Source organism: Streptomyces sp. NPDC111507 (assembly GCF_055638955.1).
The window spans coordinates 98,145-115,135 of the sequence record NZ_JBVKBU010000009.1 but is presented as its reverse complement, the minus strand read 5'-3'; the positions used below and the strand labels follow the sequence as shown (position 1 = coordinate 115,135).

The 16,991-nt window shown below is 72.3% G+C and carries 14 protein-coding genes; 5 read left to right on the top strand and 9 right to left on the bottom strand.

Translation table 11 applies throughout. From position 1 onward, the window contains the following. The first annotated feature begins 32 nt into the window (after nt 1–32). Nucleotides 33–1,100 carry a hypothetical protein gene (locus ACZ7M2_RS31820; RefSeq protein WP_471598254.1) on the top strand — a complete coding sequence of 356 codons (1,068 nt, stop codon included), beginning with the start codon at nt 33–35 and terminating at the stop codon, nt 1,098–1,100. 100 nt (nt 1,101–1,200) lie between these two features. Here ACZ7M2_RS31820 and ACZ7M2_RS31815 read toward each other — a convergent pair whose 3' ends face one another. Continuing rightward, entirely contained in the window at nt 1,201–3,159 is a 1,959-nt protein-coding gene (locus tag ACZ7M2_RS31815; RefSeq protein WP_471598253.1) for an Ig-like domain repeat protein, read from the bottom strand. Nucleotides 3,160–3,421: 262 nt separating this feature from the next. On the opposite strand from ACZ7M2_RS31815, the gene ACZ7M2_RS31810 reads away from it, so the two are divergent. The 3 genes from ACZ7M2_RS31810 to ACZ7M2_RS31800 are packed head-to-tail and all read left to right on the top strand — an operon-like array spanning nt 3,422 to nt 7,915. Next, entirely contained in the window at nt 3,422–3,787 is a 366-nt protein-coding gene (locus tag ACZ7M2_RS31810) for a hypothetical protein (protein ID WP_471598252.1), read from the top strand. A gap of 4 nt (nt 3,788–3,791) precedes the next feature. Continuing rightward, nucleotides 3,792–6,494 (top strand): caspase family protein, encoded by a 2,703-nt coding sequence (locus tag ACZ7M2_RS31805; protein WP_471598251.1) that lies wholly within the window; start codon nt 3,792–3,794, stop codon nt 6,492–6,494. Continuing rightward, nucleotides 6,494–7,915, top strand: coding sequence for an extracellular solute-binding protein (locus ACZ7M2_RS31800; RefSeq protein WP_471598250.1), 1,422 nt, complete (start codon nt 6,494–6,496; stop codon nt 7,913–7,915). The genes ACZ7M2_RS31805 and ACZ7M2_RS31800 overlap by 1 nt, the downstream gene beginning before the upstream one ends. Here the strand turns inward: ACZ7M2_RS31800 and ACZ7M2_RS31795 are convergent. Further along, nucleotides 7,893–9,146: an amidohydrolase gene (locus tag ACZ7M2_RS31795; protein ID WP_471598249.1), complete on the bottom strand. Its 1,254-nt coding sequence runs from the start codon at nt 9,144–9,146 to the stop codon at nt 7,893–7,895. The two genes, ACZ7M2_RS31800 and ACZ7M2_RS31795, sit on opposite strands and share 23 nt — an antisense overlap. A gap of 54 nt (nt 9,147–9,200) precedes the next feature. Beyond that, nucleotides 9,201–9,362 carry a hypothetical protein gene (locus ACZ7M2_RS31790; RefSeq protein ID WP_162489364.1) on the bottom strand — a complete coding sequence of 54 codons (162 nt, stop codon included), beginning with the start codon at nt 9,360–9,362 and terminating at the stop codon, nt 9,201–9,203. 152 nt (nt 9,363–9,514) lie between these two features. Between ACZ7M2_RS31790 and ACZ7M2_RS31785 the strand changes: the two genes are divergently transcribed. Next, nucleotides 9,515–10,858 (top strand): helix-turn-helix domain-containing protein, encoded by a 1,344-nt coding sequence (locus tag ACZ7M2_RS31785; protein WP_471598248.1) that lies wholly within the window; start codon nt 9,515–9,517, stop codon nt 10,856–10,858. A 70-nt stretch (nt 10,859–10,928) separates the two neighbouring features. On the opposite strand, the gene ACZ7M2_RS31780 is transcribed toward ACZ7M2_RS31785, so the two are convergent. The 6 genes from ACZ7M2_RS31780 to ACZ7M2_RS31755 all read right to left on the bottom strand — a co-directional run bounded on the left by ACZ7M2_RS31780 (nt 10,929) and on the right by ACZ7M2_RS31755 (nt 16,957). Continuing rightward, complete coding sequence (locus ACZ7M2_RS31780) at nt 10,929–11,552, bottom strand: GNAT family N-acetyltransferase (RefSeq protein WP_471598247.1); 624 nt, start codon at nt 11,550–11,552, stop codon at nt 10,929–10,931. Between the two features lie 70 nt (nt 11,553–11,622). Beyond that, nucleotides 11,623–13,461 (bottom strand): alkyl/aryl-sulfatase, encoded by a 1,839-nt coding sequence (locus ACZ7M2_RS31775; RefSeq protein WP_471598246.1) that lies wholly within the window; start codon nt 13,459–13,461, stop codon nt 11,623–11,625. A 91-nt stretch (nt 13,462–13,552) separates the two neighbouring features. Beyond that, nucleotides 13,553–13,774, bottom strand: a complete 222-nt coding sequence (locus ACZ7M2_RS31770; protein ID WP_054234148.1) for a hypothetical protein — start codon at nt 13,772–13,774, stop codon at nt 13,553–13,555. Then, on the bottom strand, nt 13,771–15,654 hold the full coding sequence (locus tag ACZ7M2_RS31765; RefSeq protein WP_471598245.1) for a transglycosylase domain-containing protein: 1,884 nt from the start codon (nt 15,652–15,654) through the stop codon (nt 13,771–13,773). The genes ACZ7M2_RS31770 and ACZ7M2_RS31765 overlap by 4 nt, the downstream gene beginning before the upstream one ends. After that, on the bottom strand, nt 15,651–16,352 hold the full coding sequence (locus tag ACZ7M2_RS31760) for a hypothetical protein (RefSeq protein ID WP_471598244.1): 702 nt from the start codon (nt 16,350–16,352) through the stop codon (nt 15,651–15,653). The genes ACZ7M2_RS31765 and ACZ7M2_RS31760 overlap by 4 nt, the downstream gene beginning before the upstream one ends. Continuing rightward, on the bottom strand, nt 16,349–16,957 hold the full coding sequence (locus ACZ7M2_RS31755) for a SigE family RNA polymerase sigma factor (RefSeq protein WP_471598243.1): 609 nt from the start codon (nt 16,955–16,957) through the stop codon (nt 16,349–16,351). Before ACZ7M2_RS31755 ends, ACZ7M2_RS31760 begins: the two co-directional genes overlap by 4 nt. Between the last annotated feature and the right edge of the window lie 34 nt (nt 16,958–16,991).

The following is a 16,991-nucleotide window of genomic DNA, read 5'->3' as shown; positions in this document are numbered from 1 at the left end:
GGCGTACGTGATCGATGGGGAGGGAGGGAACCATGCCCGGAACCGTGCTGCTCCTCGCGGCCTCACCGGTGGGCAAGGGGTGTCTGGTGGACGCGGCGTCCGTGCTCCCCGTGCTCGCGGCGGTGTCCCCCGCGGTGCTGTCCGGCACGGACACCGCGAACGTGGTGGAACTGGCCGACCCCTTGGAGCCGCAGGCCGTGCTGACCCGGCTGCGCGCGGCCGCCACGGCCCCCGGCCCGCTGACGATGTTCGTGACGGGCCAGCTCCAACTGGACCGCCGCCAGCGCCTGCCGCACCTCGCGCTGGCCCGCACCACCCCCTCGACCGTCCGCTACACGGCCTTCCCCTGGCACTGGATCACCGAGGAGCTCCGGCTGCGCGCGCCGGGCACCACCGAGCTCCTGGTCGACCTGCACGCCGACGCGGAGACCTGGGAGTACCTCGCGACGAGCCCCCTCACCGCGGGCACGGGGGTCGGCCTGTACGGGCGCGTCGCCCCGCCGCCGCCCCGGCGCACGGTGGCGTCACCGGCGTACATGAAGGCCCTCGCCACGATCCTGCGCAGCGGCCGGCGGCCCGAACTCCCGCTGCTGCACCAGCAGTCGCTGGCCCGGATCGAGGCCGAGAGCGGGCCGTCGGGGATCGTGCTGGCGGCTCCCGCGCGGATACCCGTGGTCCCGGACCCGCACGCCGCGATCACCGCCGCCGCGCAGGCGGGCCGGCACGACGAGGCCGCGGCACTGGCCGCGCGCTGGGAGCAGGAGGCGGCCCGCACCTGGGGCGTCGCCTCCGAACAGGCCCTGCACTGGGCGGAGGTCCGCGCGGACCTGGCGATGCTCGCGGGCGACCCGGTCGGCAGCTGCCGCACCTGGCTGGCGATCGCCGGACACCGGCTGGACGCGGGCCAGCCCGCGGACGCCCCGGCCGTCGAGTCGGCCGTGGACCGGGCCCACCACCAGTGGGGACAGATCGGCGACTTCGCACGGGCCGTCGAACTCGGCTCCGCACTGGCCGAGTTGAGACTGCGCGTGCCCGGACGCCGACGGGGCGCACTCGACCACGTACAGCGGCACCTCAGCAGGCTCCAGACGCGGGTGTGACGCCCGGGTTCAGGGCCCGGAGGGCAGTCGACCCTGAACCGGGCGCCGTGACCGGAGGGTTCGCGCGTCACGGCGCCGAGGCATCAGCTCTGCTGGTGAATCAGCTGGTGAAGATGAAGTACTTCCAGTCGCCGTGCGTCGTCGAGTTCACGTTGTCGCCCGAGGTGCCGTTGTAGTACGAGGAGCGCACACGCATCCGGTAGCCCGTCTCATGGGTGCCGCCGAGCTGCACCCGGGACACGCCGGTGGAGCTCAGCTTGAAGTACTTGGTGCCCGCGTCGTACCAGGTGCCCTGGTAGTAGAGCTCCATCTCCAGCCGCTGCTGACGGTGCGGATACGCCGTCATCGTCGTGGTGAACTGCGGGTCCTTGGACTTGTGGAAGTAGTAGTACGTGTGGCCGTACACCGACTTCTTCTTGTACTGGCCGCTGATCGCCGTGGACACCTTCACCTTGGCGCCGACCGTGCTGCTCACGGACTTCGACTTGTAGCGCGAGTCGCCCGCGAACTTCGCGGTGACCTTCGCGTCGCGCGTGAGGTCGAGCGTCACGGTGAGGTTGCCCGAGGAGTTCACCTTGCCGGACTTCACCAGCTTGTTGGGCTTGTCGGAGCCGAACGGGTCGGACCAGATCTCGACCGTGCGGTTCTTGTACGTCGACCCCAGGTGCGCCGTGAACTTCACGTCGGTGCCGTACGCGTACACCTTGCGATCGTTGTTCAGGGTCAGCGTCGGGGTGGCGCGCGAGACCTCCACCGTGTCCGAGGCGGACGCCGCGGTGTGGGTGACGTCGCCCGCGTACTTCACCGTGTACTTCACCTTGCCGCCGGCCGGCGGGGTGTCCTTGAAGGAGAACGTCCCGCCGGAGCCGAGGGTCTTGGTGCCGAGCGACTTGCCGTCGGGCGACTCCATGTCGGTGCGCGTGACGGTCAGCGGAGTCCCGGCGGGCAGCGCCAGACCGGAGGTGAGCTTGCCGCTGACGGTGAGGGACTTGGCCCGGGTGGCGGTGGCGGGCGCGGAGACCGTCAGGGTGCCGGCGTACTTGCGGGGCTCGTCGACGGCGTGGAACTCGGTGGACTCGTTGGACCCGGTCAGCACGAACAGCTTCCCGCCGTCGGCCGACCAGTTCATCGAGTGCCCGAACCACGGCATCCAGCTGGACGACAGGTTGCGGACGCTGGCGGGCTTGTCGGCGCCGCCGCTGAAGACATACGTGTCGCCGAGGTTGTCGGTGTCGAGGACGGTCGCCGCGACCGTGCCGTCCGGAGCGACGCTGACCGTCTCCGGTTCGTCGCGCACGGGGTAGGTGCGCACCTGCTCCAGGTCGGAGAGCCGGTACTCGGTGAGTGCCCGGTTCCCGGGCCCGGCCACGACGACGTTCTGGCCGTCCGGGGTGAGCGCCGCGTCGCGGTAGAAGCCGCCCTTCTCGGCGGAGACGCGGATCACCGGGGTGCCGGAGGAGATGTCGTAGACGACGATCGGGGCGGAGCTGATGTGCGCGTCGAGCGCGAGCAGCGTGCCCGGGTTGTCGGGGTCGGCGTAGAGCTCGGGCGGGCTGGAGAAGTCGTGGCCGGCCGCCAGGTCGAGGGTCACCGTGGGCGTCTCGGCGGTCAGGTCGACCTCGCCGAGCCCGGACTCCCACTGGTCGCCGTAGCCGAACCACAGCTTGCCGTCGGCGTAGGCGAGCCGGGACGGGATGGTCTTCTCGCCGGTGGCGTACTCGGCGGTCTGGGTGAGCGTCGCCGTGTCGAAGGCGACGATCTTGTCGGCCCCCTGGACCGCCGCGTACAACGTGCCGGAGTCCGGGCTCAGTTCGAGGTCCCGGACCTGGGGCAGCCCGGTGAGCGAGGTGACGACCTTGCCGGTGTTGTCGGTGACGACGATCCGGTTCTGGTAACGGTCGCTGAAGTAGAGCCGCTGATGGACGCCGTCGACGACCGTGTCGTCCGCGTCCGAGACCGCGATGGGCCTGGTGGTGTCGGCGGACGCCACCGGTGCGGCGACGAGCACCGCGGAGCTGAAGAGGACCGCCAGCGCTGTGGCGGCGGGAAGAGTGCGCATACGCACGCTGATTCGAACCCCCCGGAACGAAGTGTGGACGCCACGGATACGGGTCGGGTGATGTCCTGGCCGGGTAGGACCGCGAGCCGTGGATGACCTGCGATCCGTGCAGAACCTGTGAGCCGTGTGTGGCGAGTGGGCAAAGGTTAAGTCATGCCACTGACAACAGGAGGCGCAGGGGTCCCTGGAATGCGTGGGCATGCCGTTCCGCCCCTGTCGAGAGCCTCCCCCGGCGTCAACTCCGGTGCCATGATGGTGAGTCATGACTGCTGAGGGGGACGGTGTGGCAGCCCGGGCCATCCGCGTGCGTCTGGACGGAACGGCGAGCGACAGCGATGTCGGCGCCCTGAAGAAATGGCTGGAGCGGGAGAGGCCGCTGGAGCAGCTGGTCAAACAGGGCGATCTCAGGATCGAGGAGCGCGCCGGGACCGATGAGCACGGCACGCCCATGGGCGTCGGCATGGACATCGTGCTGGTACTGATCGGGGCGGGCGCCGAGACGCTCTTCAAGGAACTGCTCGCACACGTCAAGAGCGCGGTACGGGCCTGGAGCGACAACCGCGGCTCCGTGGAGAACGGCGATCCGCCGGAGGCCCGTGTCGATCCCCTGGGTTCCGACGAGAGGTAGCCGGGTGGACCGCTTCGACCCGCGGGGAAAGGCGAACCGGGCGCTGCTGGTCGGTGTGTCCGAGTACGAGTTCACGCGACCGAAGCACCGCGACGGCGTCCCGGGCCAGCTGCCCGCCGTCGCCCACAACCTCGCCGTGCTCGTACGGGCCCTGGAGCGGGGCGGAGTCCTCCGTCCCCTGGAGATCACCGTCGCGCGCTCACCACGGCTGGCCGACTTCCGCCACTCCCTGCGCGCGGCCGCCGGCTCCGCCGAGGGGCTGCTCCTGCTCTACTTCGCCGGACACGGCGCCGTGCCCAGCGCGGGCGACGAACTGTGGCTGCAGATGCGCGACGCCGAGGTCGTCCGGGGCGAGACGGCGGGGTTCGAGGGCGCGGCCCGGTTCACCAACGTGCTGCGCATCCTCGCCAACAGCCACGCGGAGCGCATCGTGGTCGTCCTCGACTGCTGCAACGCGGGCAACGCCGCCCGGGTGTGGGAGGCCGTGGAGCGCCCCGACGTCCGACGGCGCGTCTCGGTGCTGATGAGCGTGCAGGCCAACCACCGCATCGACGCGGGCGACGCCGACACCCCCACGCCGTTCACCGCCCGGCTGGTGGAACTGCTGACGTCGGGCATCGAGGATCAGGAGGGCGAGGGGCAGGGCGAGGAGGGACGGGGCGACGAGGTTCACTTCCTGGCCCTCGCGGAGGCGCTCAGGGCCTACATGTCCACCCACCACCGGACCGAACGCGGCGAAGCATGGGAACCGCAGAGCCGCACGGAGAACCCTCCGGTGGACGTGGTGCTGGGGATCCGGGCGGGAGCCGGGAGAACCGTCGGCTCCAGGGCGGAGGCCGTCGGAGCGGGTCCGGCGAGCCTCCCCGCGTCCGGTCGCCGTCGGCGGCGCGCCTTCGTGGCCCGGGTGCGTGCGGCGGCGGCCCGGTTACGGTCCGCGGCCGTAAGCCCGGGCGCGCTCCGGCCCTCGGCTCCCGCCCCGAACCGGCCCCCCGGCCAGGCCCTCGGCTGGCGATCGACCCGCCGTGCCGCCGTCGTCCTCCTCGTCCTCGCCGCCGCCCTCGGTCTCGTCGGCTACTTCGTCGCCGACAACGCGGCCTCCGACCGGTCCACCTGCGGCCCGCCCGTGGAACTGCGGCTGCTCACGGACCCCGATCTCGAATCCACCGTCCGCAAGGCGGCCGACACTTATCTCACGTCGGCGGCGAACACCACGGGCGGCGGCTGTCGGCGCAGTGGGATCACGGTGTACGGCGCGGGCTCGGCGGCCGTGGTGGCGGGCCTGCGCGACCAGTCGGACCCCTGGCAACGGCCGGTGAGCGACGACACCGACCCGCAGCGCGACATCGGGCCCCAGCCGGACATCTGGATCCCGGGCACACTCGCGACCGCGGCCAGGGCACGCTCCTTCGGGGTGGCGCGGACCTACGTGACGCTGGTGCCGGACACGGTGCCGTTCGCGTACTCCCCGATGGTGCTGTCGCTGCCGCAGGGCATCGCCGAGGACACGGTGCGCGACCGGACCGGCGACTCGCTCGCGGGCCTGCGGGCGAAGCTGGCGCGCCGGGACAAGAGCGCCTCCGTGCGGCGCCCGGACCCGGAGTACACCGACTCCGCGCTGCTGGCCACGGTCGGCCTCTACGGCCCGGGCAAGGCCGACGTGGGCCGGGCGGAGGGGAGCGTGGCCCAGACCGGACCGCCCGCGCCCACTGCCGGTGACCTGCTGTGCACCCTGCCCGACAACGCGGACACCGACCGGAGCACCGCGGCCCTCGTACCGGAGTTCCTGATGGTGAGCGGGGTCGGCTGCGACCAGACGACACGCACCCCGCGGATGGCCGAGTACCCCGACGACGTGCCGGGCCTGACCCCCACCTTCGTCCGTGTCCGCTGGAAGGACGGCGACCATGACGAGGCGGCCCGGGACGACGCGGTACAGCGCTTCCACGACTGGCTCACGGGCACCGGTCTCGGGGTGTTCGGGCAGGACGGCTTCCGCGCCCCTTCCGGCGCCCGCGCCTTCCTCGCCGCCCACGACTCGGCCACCGGTCTGATCTCCGACCCCGGCCGGCCCGCCGTCGCCGCGGGCGCCGAGGCGATGGACACGGCCCTGAACCAGTACCGCAACGCCAAGGGCCCCGGCCGGGTGCTCTTCCTGCTGGACAGCTCCGGCTCGATGGCCGGCCTGTGGCAGGGGCCGGGCGGCGCCCCCGGGATCCTCAAGCAGTCCCTCGGCGGACTCGGCACCCAGGACGAGTACGGCGTCTGGTCCGTGGCCTCCCCGGGCCGGAGCCCGTACGCCGAACTGCTGCCCTTCGGACCCCACAAGCGCGGCGACGCCGAGCGGGCCCTCGGCCGGGCCGCGGTCAAGGACGCGGAGGCCGACCCGTACGGCGCGCTGAAGGCGGCGCTGGACACCATGGCCCAGAAGGGCAGGGACGACGACCGCCCCGAGCTGATCGTCTTCCTCACGGACGACGAGGACGACAACCACCTCACGGCGAAGGGCCACTTGGACGAGCTGCTCACCTCGGCTCGGACCAAGGGCGTCCCGGTGGTCATGGCGGCCCTCGACAGCGGCGGCTGCGCCAAGGGCAGGCCCGACCAGCGGATCTCCGACGCGAGCGGCGGGCGCTGCCTGGACACCAAGGGCGACCTCGTGGCGGGCTTGCGGGACGAGGTCGCGCGCACCGGAACGGGGGACGAGTGATGCGGCGACGGCGTCGGACATCCGGGCGGGGCCACGGGCGGGTCTACGGATACGGGCTGGCCCTCGCTCTGCTGCTGACCGCCTGCACCGGCGGCGGGCGGGCCGGACCCGGCGATACGGTCTCTCCCGGCATCTCCGGGGACATCGTCGTGGCCAGCGGGCGGGACGTGACCGGCAAGGGCGGCATCCGCCAGCAGCTCATCGACGCGTGGAACGCCCAGCAGGACAGGGAACACAGCGGCGTCCACGCCCGCCTGGTCGAACTCCCGGGCTCCGCCGACCAGCAGCGCAGCCAGCTGCTCGGCGCGCTCCAGTCCGGCGGCGCCCAGTACGACGTCGTCAACCTGGACGTCACCTGGGTGCCGGAGTTCGCCGCCGCGCACCTCATCAGCCCGCTGCCGGACGCCCTGGTCGACGCGGACGTCATCAAGTCGGTCGCGAGCACGGCCCGTTGGGACGGAAAACTCTACGCCGTCCCCTTCAACAGCGACGTCGGCCTGCTCTACTACCGCCGGGACCACCTCAAGCAGGCGCACGTCCAGGACACCGACCTGAGCAAGGGGATCACCTGGCGGCAGCTGCGGGACCTCATCGACGCCGTCGAGGCGCCGGGCCGGTCGCGGCCCAAGGGGTACGAGAAGGGCTGGACCACCCAGCTCGGCCCGTACGAGGGCCGCACGGTCAACGGGATCGAGGCGTTCCTGTCCGCCACGGACGGCGCCGGCCTCACCGACGAGGACGGCCGTTACACCGCCACCGTCCAGCAGCTGACGGACGGCCTCGCGGAGCTGCGCGCCCGCACCCAGCGCGCGTACACGCTCGGGGACGCGGTCCGCTCGGACGAGGGCGAATCGCTCACCGACTTCGCGGACGGGCGTACGGCGTTCCTGCGTCACTGGCCCTACGCCTACCGCACCCTGCACCAGTCCCTGAGCGACGCGCAGCTCGGCGTCGCTCCGCTGCCCGGCCGGGCGGTGCTCGGCGGCCAGAACCTGGCGCTGGCCGGAGCGTCCCAACAGGCTGACAAAGCAAGGGAGTTGATACGGTTCCTCACCAGCAAGGAGAGTGAACGCTGTCTGCTCGACGCGGGGTTCGCGGCCACCCGGGAGTCCGCGTACACGGCCGACGACGTGACCTGCGACGTGGCGAGGACACCCGGAGCGGCGTCCCCCTCGGCCTCCCCCTCCGGCGAGAGCGCCGACCGCATGCCGCGCGACGACCACGGGCGCCCCGCGTACGCCAGGACGATCCTGCTCCCCGCGCTCCGGCGCGCCGTCCAGCGCCCTCGCACCCCCTTGTACGGCGCGTTCACCCAGACCTTCGCCACCGAGCTGGGCAAGCTGTTCACCGACGACCCGCCGGGCGACGCGGAGTTGGCCGCCGAACTGGACAAGGAACTCAGGAAGGCTCTTCCGGGCTGACGAGGTACGCGAGTGCCCCCGACACCAGTGTCCGCACGCCGGGTGCCAGCGTCGCCAGGTCGGGCGCGAACTGGGGGCTGTGATTGCTGGGCACGGCCGCGAACTTCTCCATGAGGTCGTCCCCCGGGGCCGCGTCCCACACCTTTGCCGGGGTGCTGGTCACGAACCAGTAGGAGTACGGGATCTTCCCCTCCGCGAGCCGGGGGAAGTCCTCGCTGCCCATCGCCGGGCCCGGGTCGAGGATCGTCCCGGTGCCGAAGACCTCGCCGTGCACGGCCGCGACCCGGCGGTCGGTCTCCGGGTCGTTGACGGTGACCGGGAAGCTGTTGACGACGACGACGTCGGGCTCGCGCGGGCAGCCGGCGGCCAGGCACTCGCCCGCGGCGATCCGCCGGATCGCCGCGATCATCCGCTCACGGACCTCGTCCGACTGCGTACGGATGTTGAGGGCGATCCGGGCCTCGGCGGGGATGATGTTGTGCCGGGTGCCCGCCTCGATCCGTCCCACGCTCAGCACGGCCGACTCGCGCGCCGCGATCTCCCGGCTGACGACGGTCTGCAGCCGGGTCACGAGGTACGCGGCGGTGACGACCGGATCGACGGTCGACTCCGGACGCGAACCGTGCCCGCCCCGCCCGTGCACGACGATGTCCACGTCGGTGGAGGCGGACATGATCAGGCCGGGCGAGTGGGCGTAGAGCCCGGCGGGACCGGGGGCCGCGTGCTGGGCGAGCAGGACGTCCGGCCGCGGGAACCTCTCGTACAGTCCGTCCGCGATCATCCCCGAGGCGCCCTCGCCGGTCTCCTCGGCGGGCTGCCCGAGCACGAGGAGCGTGCCGGACCAGGTGTCGCGTCCGGCGGCGAGTGCCCGGGCCGCGCCCGCCAGCCAGGTGACGTGCAGATCGTGCCCGCAGGCGTGCATCACGCCGGGCACCCGGGAGGCGTACGGCAGTCCGGTCTCCTCCTGCACCGGCAGCGCGTCCATGTCGGCGCGCAGCAGCACGGTCGGACCGGGCCCGTTCCGCAGGACGCCGACGACTCCGGTGCCGCCGACGCCGGTGACCGTGTCGAACCCGGACGTGCGCAGCCGGTCGGCGAGCGCGGCGGCCGTCCGGTGTTCCCGCATCGACAGCTCCGGGTGCTGGTGCAGGTCGCGGTAGAAGTCCTCCAGGTCGGGAACCGGGAGGTCGGCGGTGAGGTCCAGTGCGATGCGTGCGGCAGGCGAGATCACGGAGCCAGCGTAGGGGCCGCCGACGGGACGGGGGAGTTCCCGTCGGCGGCCGGTCTAGCGAAGGGCCTGCGCGTGGCCCGTGAGGTGCTGGAGGTGCGGGGTGGTGGCTTCGGCCGCCCGGGCGGGGCCGGCGTTCGCTGCCAGGACCAGGGCGGCGACGGCGACGACGGCCGCACCGAATCCTCTGAAGTAGCGCGCGGAAATACGTCGGAGCATGGCGACCTCGCAACAACAGCGGCGTATTAAGCAGGCTTAATCCGCCGCTTAACGTAGGGGTTCGAAGCATCAAAGGGCAAGGGGCGCAAGGGGAGTTGGACAATAGTCAAAACTTGGCCGAGTGTAAGTCGGGTTAATGGCATGCTTAATCCATGGCGGAGCGTGACGGCCCGGAGGTCATCGGGCGCAGGGTTCAGCAGTTGCGTACGGAACGCGGGCTGACGCAGAAACAGTTGGCGGAACCGGCGTACACGCCCGCGTACATCTCCACGCTGGAGGCCGGGCGGGTGCGGGCCTCCGATCCCGCGCTGCGGCACATCGCCGAGCGGCTCGGGGTGGCGTACGAGGAGATCGCGACCGGGCGCCCCGCCCACCTCGCCACCGATCTGCGGCTGCGGCTCACCGACGCCCAGCGCACGCTCGCCACCGGCGAGGCGGAGGTCGCGGCGGAGCAGTACGACGCGCTCCTCGCGGAGGCGGACGCGCACGGGCTTGTCGCCGAGCAGGCCGCGGCGCTGCTCGGGCTCGGCGAATGCGCCCTGGAGACCGGGAACCTGGAGACCGCGCGGGAACGTTTCGAGGCCTCGGAACAGCGTCTTGGCGACGCGCCCCTCCCGAACCGGGTGCCCGCCCTGCGCGGCCGGGCCGTGTCCCACTACCTCGCCGGTGAACTCCGCTACGCCTGTTATCTGTTCGAGTCCACCCTCGACGAGCTCAACCGCACGGGAATGCACGACCCGGACGCGCTGCTGCTCCTCTACACGGGCGTCATCGCCCCGTACATGGACATGGGCGCCCATGCGCGGGCCGCGCAGGCGGCGGAGTTCGCGCTCGCCCTGGCGCCCCAGGTGGGCGATCCGGCCCTCGTCGCCCGGATGCACCGCTCCGTCGCCCGCACGATGATCGCCGAGGGCCGGGTCGCCGAGGCGGACGCCTCCCTCGCCAAGGCCTCCGAGCTCTACCGGCAGCTCCAGATCCGTACCGAGCTCGCCAACTGTCACTGGATGCGCGGCTATTTGTACGCCCAGAACGGTGAACTGGAGCGGGCGGAGAACGAGTTGCGGGAGGCGCAGACGATGCTCTCCGCGAAGCGCGCCGCGCTGTACACGAGCCAGGTCAACGTGGAGCTCGCGGACGTACTGCACCGGCGCGGGAAGTCGGCCGAGGCCGCCATCCTCCTCCACGAGGTGCTCGGTGACCTCAGTCCCGAGCGCGGCGCCGTGCACTCGGCCGGCGCGCACCGCCTGCTCGGCATCATCGCCGAGGACGCCCGGGACACGGAGTCCGCCGAGGAGCACTACGTGCGGGCGCTGAGTCTTCTGGAGCGGGCGGGAGCGGCGGGGGATCTCGCCGCCCTGTGCCGCCTCCTCGGGGACCTGTTGCGCCGCACGGGCCGGGTGGAAGCGGCCCTCGACGCCTACCGCACGGGCCTCGGCCACCGCACGGCCCCCGGCACCACCACCCTGGGCCCGGCCCCGGCCCAGCCCCCGCTGTAACGGACCCGCTCGCGGGGCGCGGCCCCCTGGGACGGGTAGGGGCGGCGGGGGCGAGGAAGCCGGAGAACCCCTAAGGGCGGCGGTGGGGCGCGGACTCCCGGACGGATGTCCCGGGGGCGGATATCTCGGAGGCGGGGATCTCGAAGATGGTTTCGAGGCCGTCCTCCTCGTCCCACTGTTCGCCGACCTCGGTGAAGCCGAACCCGGCGATCGTGGCCAGGGACGCGGCGTTGTCGGGACTGATCGTCACGCGCAGGGTCCGGACCCGGGCGTCGGCGGCGGCCCGGCGCATCAACGCGGCCAGGATCGCCCGTGCGTAGCCCTGGCGGCGGTGGGCGGGGTCAACGGAGTAGCCGATCTCCACCATGCCCGTCTCGTCCGGCGGCCCGTGGAACCCGGCGTAGCCGACGACCGTACCCTCCGGTTCGGCGATCACGACCTTGGACAGCCATCCCGCGCACTCGGGCCGCGTGGTCAGCTGGTTCAGCCGGTAGCGCCAGAGCCAGCGTGCGCTGTCGCTGAGGAAGTACTCGGTGAGTTCGGCCTCCACCTCGGCGCCGGCCCGGTCGAGGTCGGAGTCCAGCAGGGCGGTCATGGCCGCGCTCGTCACCTCGACGAACCGCACCGCCTTCGGGCCGGCGGGGAGGACGCGGGCGGCCCGCTCGGCGTTGTCTCTTGCAGCGTTGTCTGTCACAGCGCGGATCCTCATCCGGGGGAGCCGGACCTGTCGAACGGTTTTCCCCCGGCAGGCCCTCCCGGGGGCTTCACGGCGTCACGATCGGGAACGCCTTGTCCGGCTCGGAGACGTACGACAGCAGCCGGGCCAGCACGGTGGTGTCGCCGTCCGACTCGATGCCCGCGAGGCCCCGGCCCGACACGACCCCGAGCAGTTCCGGGCGGGTGAGGGTCAGGGTCAGGTCCGCGTGGGGCTTCGGGGTGTGATGGACCGGCATGGCGCGGTGGGTGAGGGCGCCGTTGTGGAGGTTCACGCGGTGGCGGCGCTGCTCGTCGATGACGACGAGGTCGAGGGTGAGGTGTTCGTTCCAGGCGCGGGGGCCCTCGATACGGACGGCGAGCGAGTCGAGGAGCATGCTCACGGTCAGCGCGGACGTCAGTTCGGGGCTCGTGGTGTCGACGGGGATGTCGGCGGTGCCCGCGCGCAGTTCCAGGGAGGCCGTGAGGTAGGCGTTGCGCCAGGTCCCGTTCTCCGCGCCGTACCCGAGCCGTTCGTAGACGCCCGCGAGGGTGTCCTTGGCCGCGTTGTTCGACGGGTCGGCGAACACCAGGTGGTTGAGGAGGGTGGCGGCGAACCGCAGGTCACCGGAGTCGATGTACGCCCGCGCCTTGACCAGGGTCTCCGCCTGGCCGCCCGCCAACTCCACGTACCGCCGCCCGAGTTCGACCGGCGGATGTTCCCAGAGGTGGGCGGGGTTGCCGTCGTACCAGCCCATGTACCGCTGGTAGACGGCCTTGACGTTGTGGCTGACCGAGCCGTAGTAGCCGCGGGCGTGCCAGGCCTTCTCCAGGGCGGGCGGCAGCAGCAGTTCCTCGGCGATCTCGGTGCCGGTCAGGCCCCGGTTGAGCATGCGGAGGGTCTGGTCGTGCAGGTAGGCGTACAGGTCCCGTTGTTCGCCGAGGAACCTGACGATGTTCGCCCGGCCCCAGATCGGCCAGTGGTGGGAGGCGAACGCCACGTCGTAGGTGTCACCGAACACGTCGATCGTCTCGTCGAGATAGCGGGCCCACACGTGCGCGTCGCGGACCGGGGCCCCACGCAGGGTGAGCACGTTGTGCAGGGTGTGGCTGGCGTTCTCGGCCACGCACAGGGCGCGCTGCTCGGGGAGCAGGAAGTTCATCTCGGCGGGCGCCTCGGTCCCGGGCGTGAGCTGGAAGACGAAGCGCACACCGTCGACGGTCTCCTCCTGTCCCGTCCGGGTGATGTCCACGTTCGGGGCGATGAGCGTGACGCTGCCGGTGGAGGTGATGGTGCCGAGTCCGGTGCCGATCTGGCCGCGCGGCGCCCTCGGCAGCCGGGAGCCGTACATGAACGCGGACCGGCGCAGCATCGCGTTGCCCGCGAAGACGTTCTCGCTGACCGCGTGCTCGAGGAATCCCTCGGGTGCGAGGACGGGCAGCCCGCTCTCGCTGCCGTGCGCCACCACTCCGCGGGCGCCGCCGAAGTGGTCGACATGGGAATGGGTGTAGACGAGCCCGGTCACGGGCCGTGAACCCCGGTGCTCGTGGTAGAGCCCCAGCGCGGCAGCGGCGCACTCCGCCGAGATCAGCGGGTCGATCACGATCACGCCGTGTCTGCCCTCGACGAGGGTCATGTTCGAGAGATCGAGGCCGCGCACCTGGTACACGCCCTCGGTGACCTCGTACAGGCCGTGGCGTGCGCACAGCTGTGACTGGCGCCACAGGCTGGGGTGTGCGGTGTCGGGGCAGTCCTCGTCCAGGAACGCGTACGCGTTCCCGTCGTAGACGATCTGTGTCTCGGCATCGGTGATCACGGGCGGGTCCAACGCCGCGATGAACCCCCGATCGGCGTTCTCGAAGTCCGTGAGATCGTCGAAAGGAAGGTCATCACGCGCCGGGACGGTCATACGTCCAGCCTCTGCCGACGAGCGGCGAGCGGCTAGTGGAGTGGGCCGTTCGTGAGGTGCGCGGTCGCGAGGTGTGGGCTCGTGACGTGCGTCAGAGCCGGTCCATCCGGGTGTAGGGGCTGAGGATGCGGGCCTGGCGGGAGCCGAAGTCGACGAGCATGGCGATGCCCTCTTCGACACCGATGATCGTGCCCAGGCCGAACTGGTCGTGGGTGACCCGGTCTCCGAGGCTGAATTCCTTGGCCACGGGGACGACCGGGGCGGCGAAGGGGCTGGTGGGCAGGTGGCGCCGGGGCGCGGAGGGTTTCGTCATCGTGTAGCCAGTATGGGCTTTGTTTGGCCGGTTGGAAGCCCCGGATTTGGTTCCGCAGCCGGATCGTGGCCTTCGGCGGTGCCGACGATCTTGGACCAGACGCCCTCGGAGACGGACAGTGAACGGTTCCCCGCCGTGTACGGGAGGGGTGCGGGCAGGGCCGCCTTCTTGCCCTTGGCCGGGTGTTCCGCGAAGAGGGCGACGGTGAGGGTGAGGCGTTCGTCGTAGGTCGTCTGCCAGAGCGTGCGCAGACCCGCGGCACCGGTCTGGATGGCCGGAGGAGCGTCCGGCCGGCCGTACAGGAGCTTGGCGGCCATCCCCGCGTCGGCGCGTGTCATGGCCGTACGGGTGCGGGGGTGGGCCTCGAAGAGGGTGCGGCCCGCGCGGGTGATCTTCGCGACCGTGTACGGCGTGGCATAGACGCCGTGCGCCGCCGCCGTGGCGTACGCGGAGGCGAGCCGGAGCGGGGTCGGCGCCGCGGTGCGGGTGAGGTCCGTGAGGGGGGCGAGCAGCTTCATGCCGGAGAACGGCTGGAGCGCGGTGCCCGCCTCCACCGCTCCGTCCCGCGCGTCGTTGAAGGGCTGACTGGCGTAGTCCGCGCCGCCGTACAGCACGCGGACCGCGCCGTCGCCGGGGACCAGCGCGACCACGGCCGTGTGGACCCGGACGTCCCCGCCCGTTCTCACCTCGGCCTGCTGCTTTCCACCTGCCTTCGCCTCGGCCGTCTTCGCCTCGGCCGCCTTCTCCCCGGTCTTCTTGTCGGTGCCGTCGGCCGCCAGCTCCGCCGTCGCGTCCTGCGCCGTCAGGTCGAAGGTCGTACGGACCGTGTAACCACCGCGGGCAAGCTGGTCCTCGGTGATGCCGAGCCGGTCGGCGGCCTCCGAGGCGGCCGCGTCGATGAGGTACTGGCGCTGGCCGTCCGTGTCGCCCGGCGGATAGAAACGGAAGGCCGGGAAACGGGCCGCCGCCTGCTGCGCGGACGTGATCGCGCCGCTGTGCGCCATCGCGTCCAGCACCCACTCCCAGCGGTCCACCAGCTTGGCCGTCACCTTCGGGTCGGAGCCGGCCTTCTCGTAGTACGACGGAATGTTGATGACGGACGCGAGCGCCGCGCCCTGGCTCACCGTGAGGTCCTTGGCGTCGACGCCGAAGTAGTTCCTGGCGGCGGACTGGATGCCGGCCGCGCCCCGGCCGAAGTACACCGTGTTGAGGTAGCCCTGCAGGATCTCGTCCTTCGAACGGGTGCGGTCCAGCTTGATCGAGATCAAGGCCTCGCGCGCCTTGCGGGACAGCGACTGCTGCGGGCTGAGCAGGGCGTTCTTCACGTACTGCTGGGTGATCGTGGAGCCGCCCTGCCGGCCGCCGCCGCTCACCGTCGACCAGGCGGCCCGGGCGATCGCCTTCGGGGAGATCCCGGTGTCCGTGCGGAAGGACCGGTTCTCCGCCGCGATCACCGCCTCCTGCACATAGCGGGGGACCTGCGAGAGCGGGATCTCCTGCCGGTCCACGGGGCCGCGCCGGCCCAGGTAGTCGCCGTGGTCGTCGACGAAGACCGTGCTCTGCATGGCCGTCTCCGGGTGCGGCTCGGGGATCTTCGTCAGGTGGTACGCCACCACGGCCGCGCCGACGAGGTTCGCGAGGAGCGCGAGCAGCACGATGAGCGCGCGGCGCAGCCGGCGCCCGCGGGTGCGACGGATACGGATCCGCCGCTTGACGAGCCCGCGTCGCAGGCCCGCCATGAGCCGGCCTCGCCCACCGGCGCCGTGGCGTCCGCCGCCGGGCCCGCGGCCTGGGCCCCCGCCGCTGCCGTGGTCATCGGCCGGCCCGGCGACGCCGGTGCCGACGGCGCCTGTGCCCTTGTCCACGTCCGCGGCGTTCACCGGCCGCCCCCCGTGCTCGCTGTCACCCCGCCCGCCGCGTCGTACACCGTGACTCTCCTGGTCACATCGACGGGCTTGCCGGGCGCGACCGACTTCGGCGTGCTCACCATCGCGTACCAGACTCCCCAGTGCGGTCCGCCCGCGAGGGTGAGGGCCGTGCCCGCGACCCGGCCCGCGGTGGTCTCGATCTCGACCCGTGCCGCCTCGCGCCCGCCGCGGTAGACACCGGAGAGGAAGTACCCCCAGTCCCCCGCGCCCTCCTGCTGGACGGTGACGCCGGGCTTGTCGGCGCCGTCCTTCACACTGCTGAACAGAGGCCCGGAGTCGGCGGCCGAGGACCAGTGCGCGCCGTCCTCGGTGAGCCAGATCTTGATGCCGTGCGCGACCTCGACCCGTTCGCCGGCGGTCACGACCCGCACCGTGGCCATGGGCGTACCGGAGGGGGCCGTCCCCCGTTCGTCGCCCGACCCCGGGGTCACGGCCGCGCGCAGGGCGATCACGGCCAGCGGGACCACGAGCAGCGCGCACGCGGACCCCGCCACCGCGGCCGTGCGACGCCGTCCGCGCCGCCGGCCCGCGCGCTCGATGGCGGCCAGCGGTACGGCCGAGGGGGTGACGTCGTAGGCGGCTTCGGCGAACACCTCGCGCAGCCGCTCGGACTCGGCCGAGGGACGCGGGAACTTGCGGTGACGTTTCATGAGCGGGCTCCGGAGACGGGGTGTCGGCGAGCGGGGGACGGGGCGACGGACGGGGCGGCGGAGGGGGCGGCGAGGCGGGCGGCGAGGGAGGGATGGGCGCGCAGGGCCGCGAGACCGCGCCGGGCATGCGCCTTGACCGTGCCGGCCGAGCAGCCGAGCAGCTGCGCGATCTCGGCCTCGCCGAGGCCCTCCCAGTGGCGCAGCACCACCACGGCCCGCCGCCGCTGGGGCAGCGCCGCCAGCGCCCGGCCGAACGCGTCCCGCCGGCCGGCGGCCCTCGCGGGATCCGGTAGGGCCCGGCGCGCCTGCTCGGGCAGGAGCGGCGTCAGCAGACGGGCGGCGCGTCTCCTCCGGGTCCGGCCGAGGTGGGTTCTGACCAGGGAGCGCCGTACGTAGAAGTCGACGTCGTCGCGCGGGATGCGCCGCCAGCGGGCACGGACCCGGGCGAGTGTGGTCCGCACGAGATCCTCGGCCTCGTGGAGGTCGCCGGTGAGCAGGTGCGCGGTGCGGACCAGACGGGGCCAGGCCGCGGTGGCGTACGGGGCGAACTCTCCCTTCCCGGCAGGCGCGGCGTCGGAGGATGCGGGGGAGGAGGTGTGGTGCACGGCCTGCGGTCCCTCGGAGTCGGGTACGTGGGGG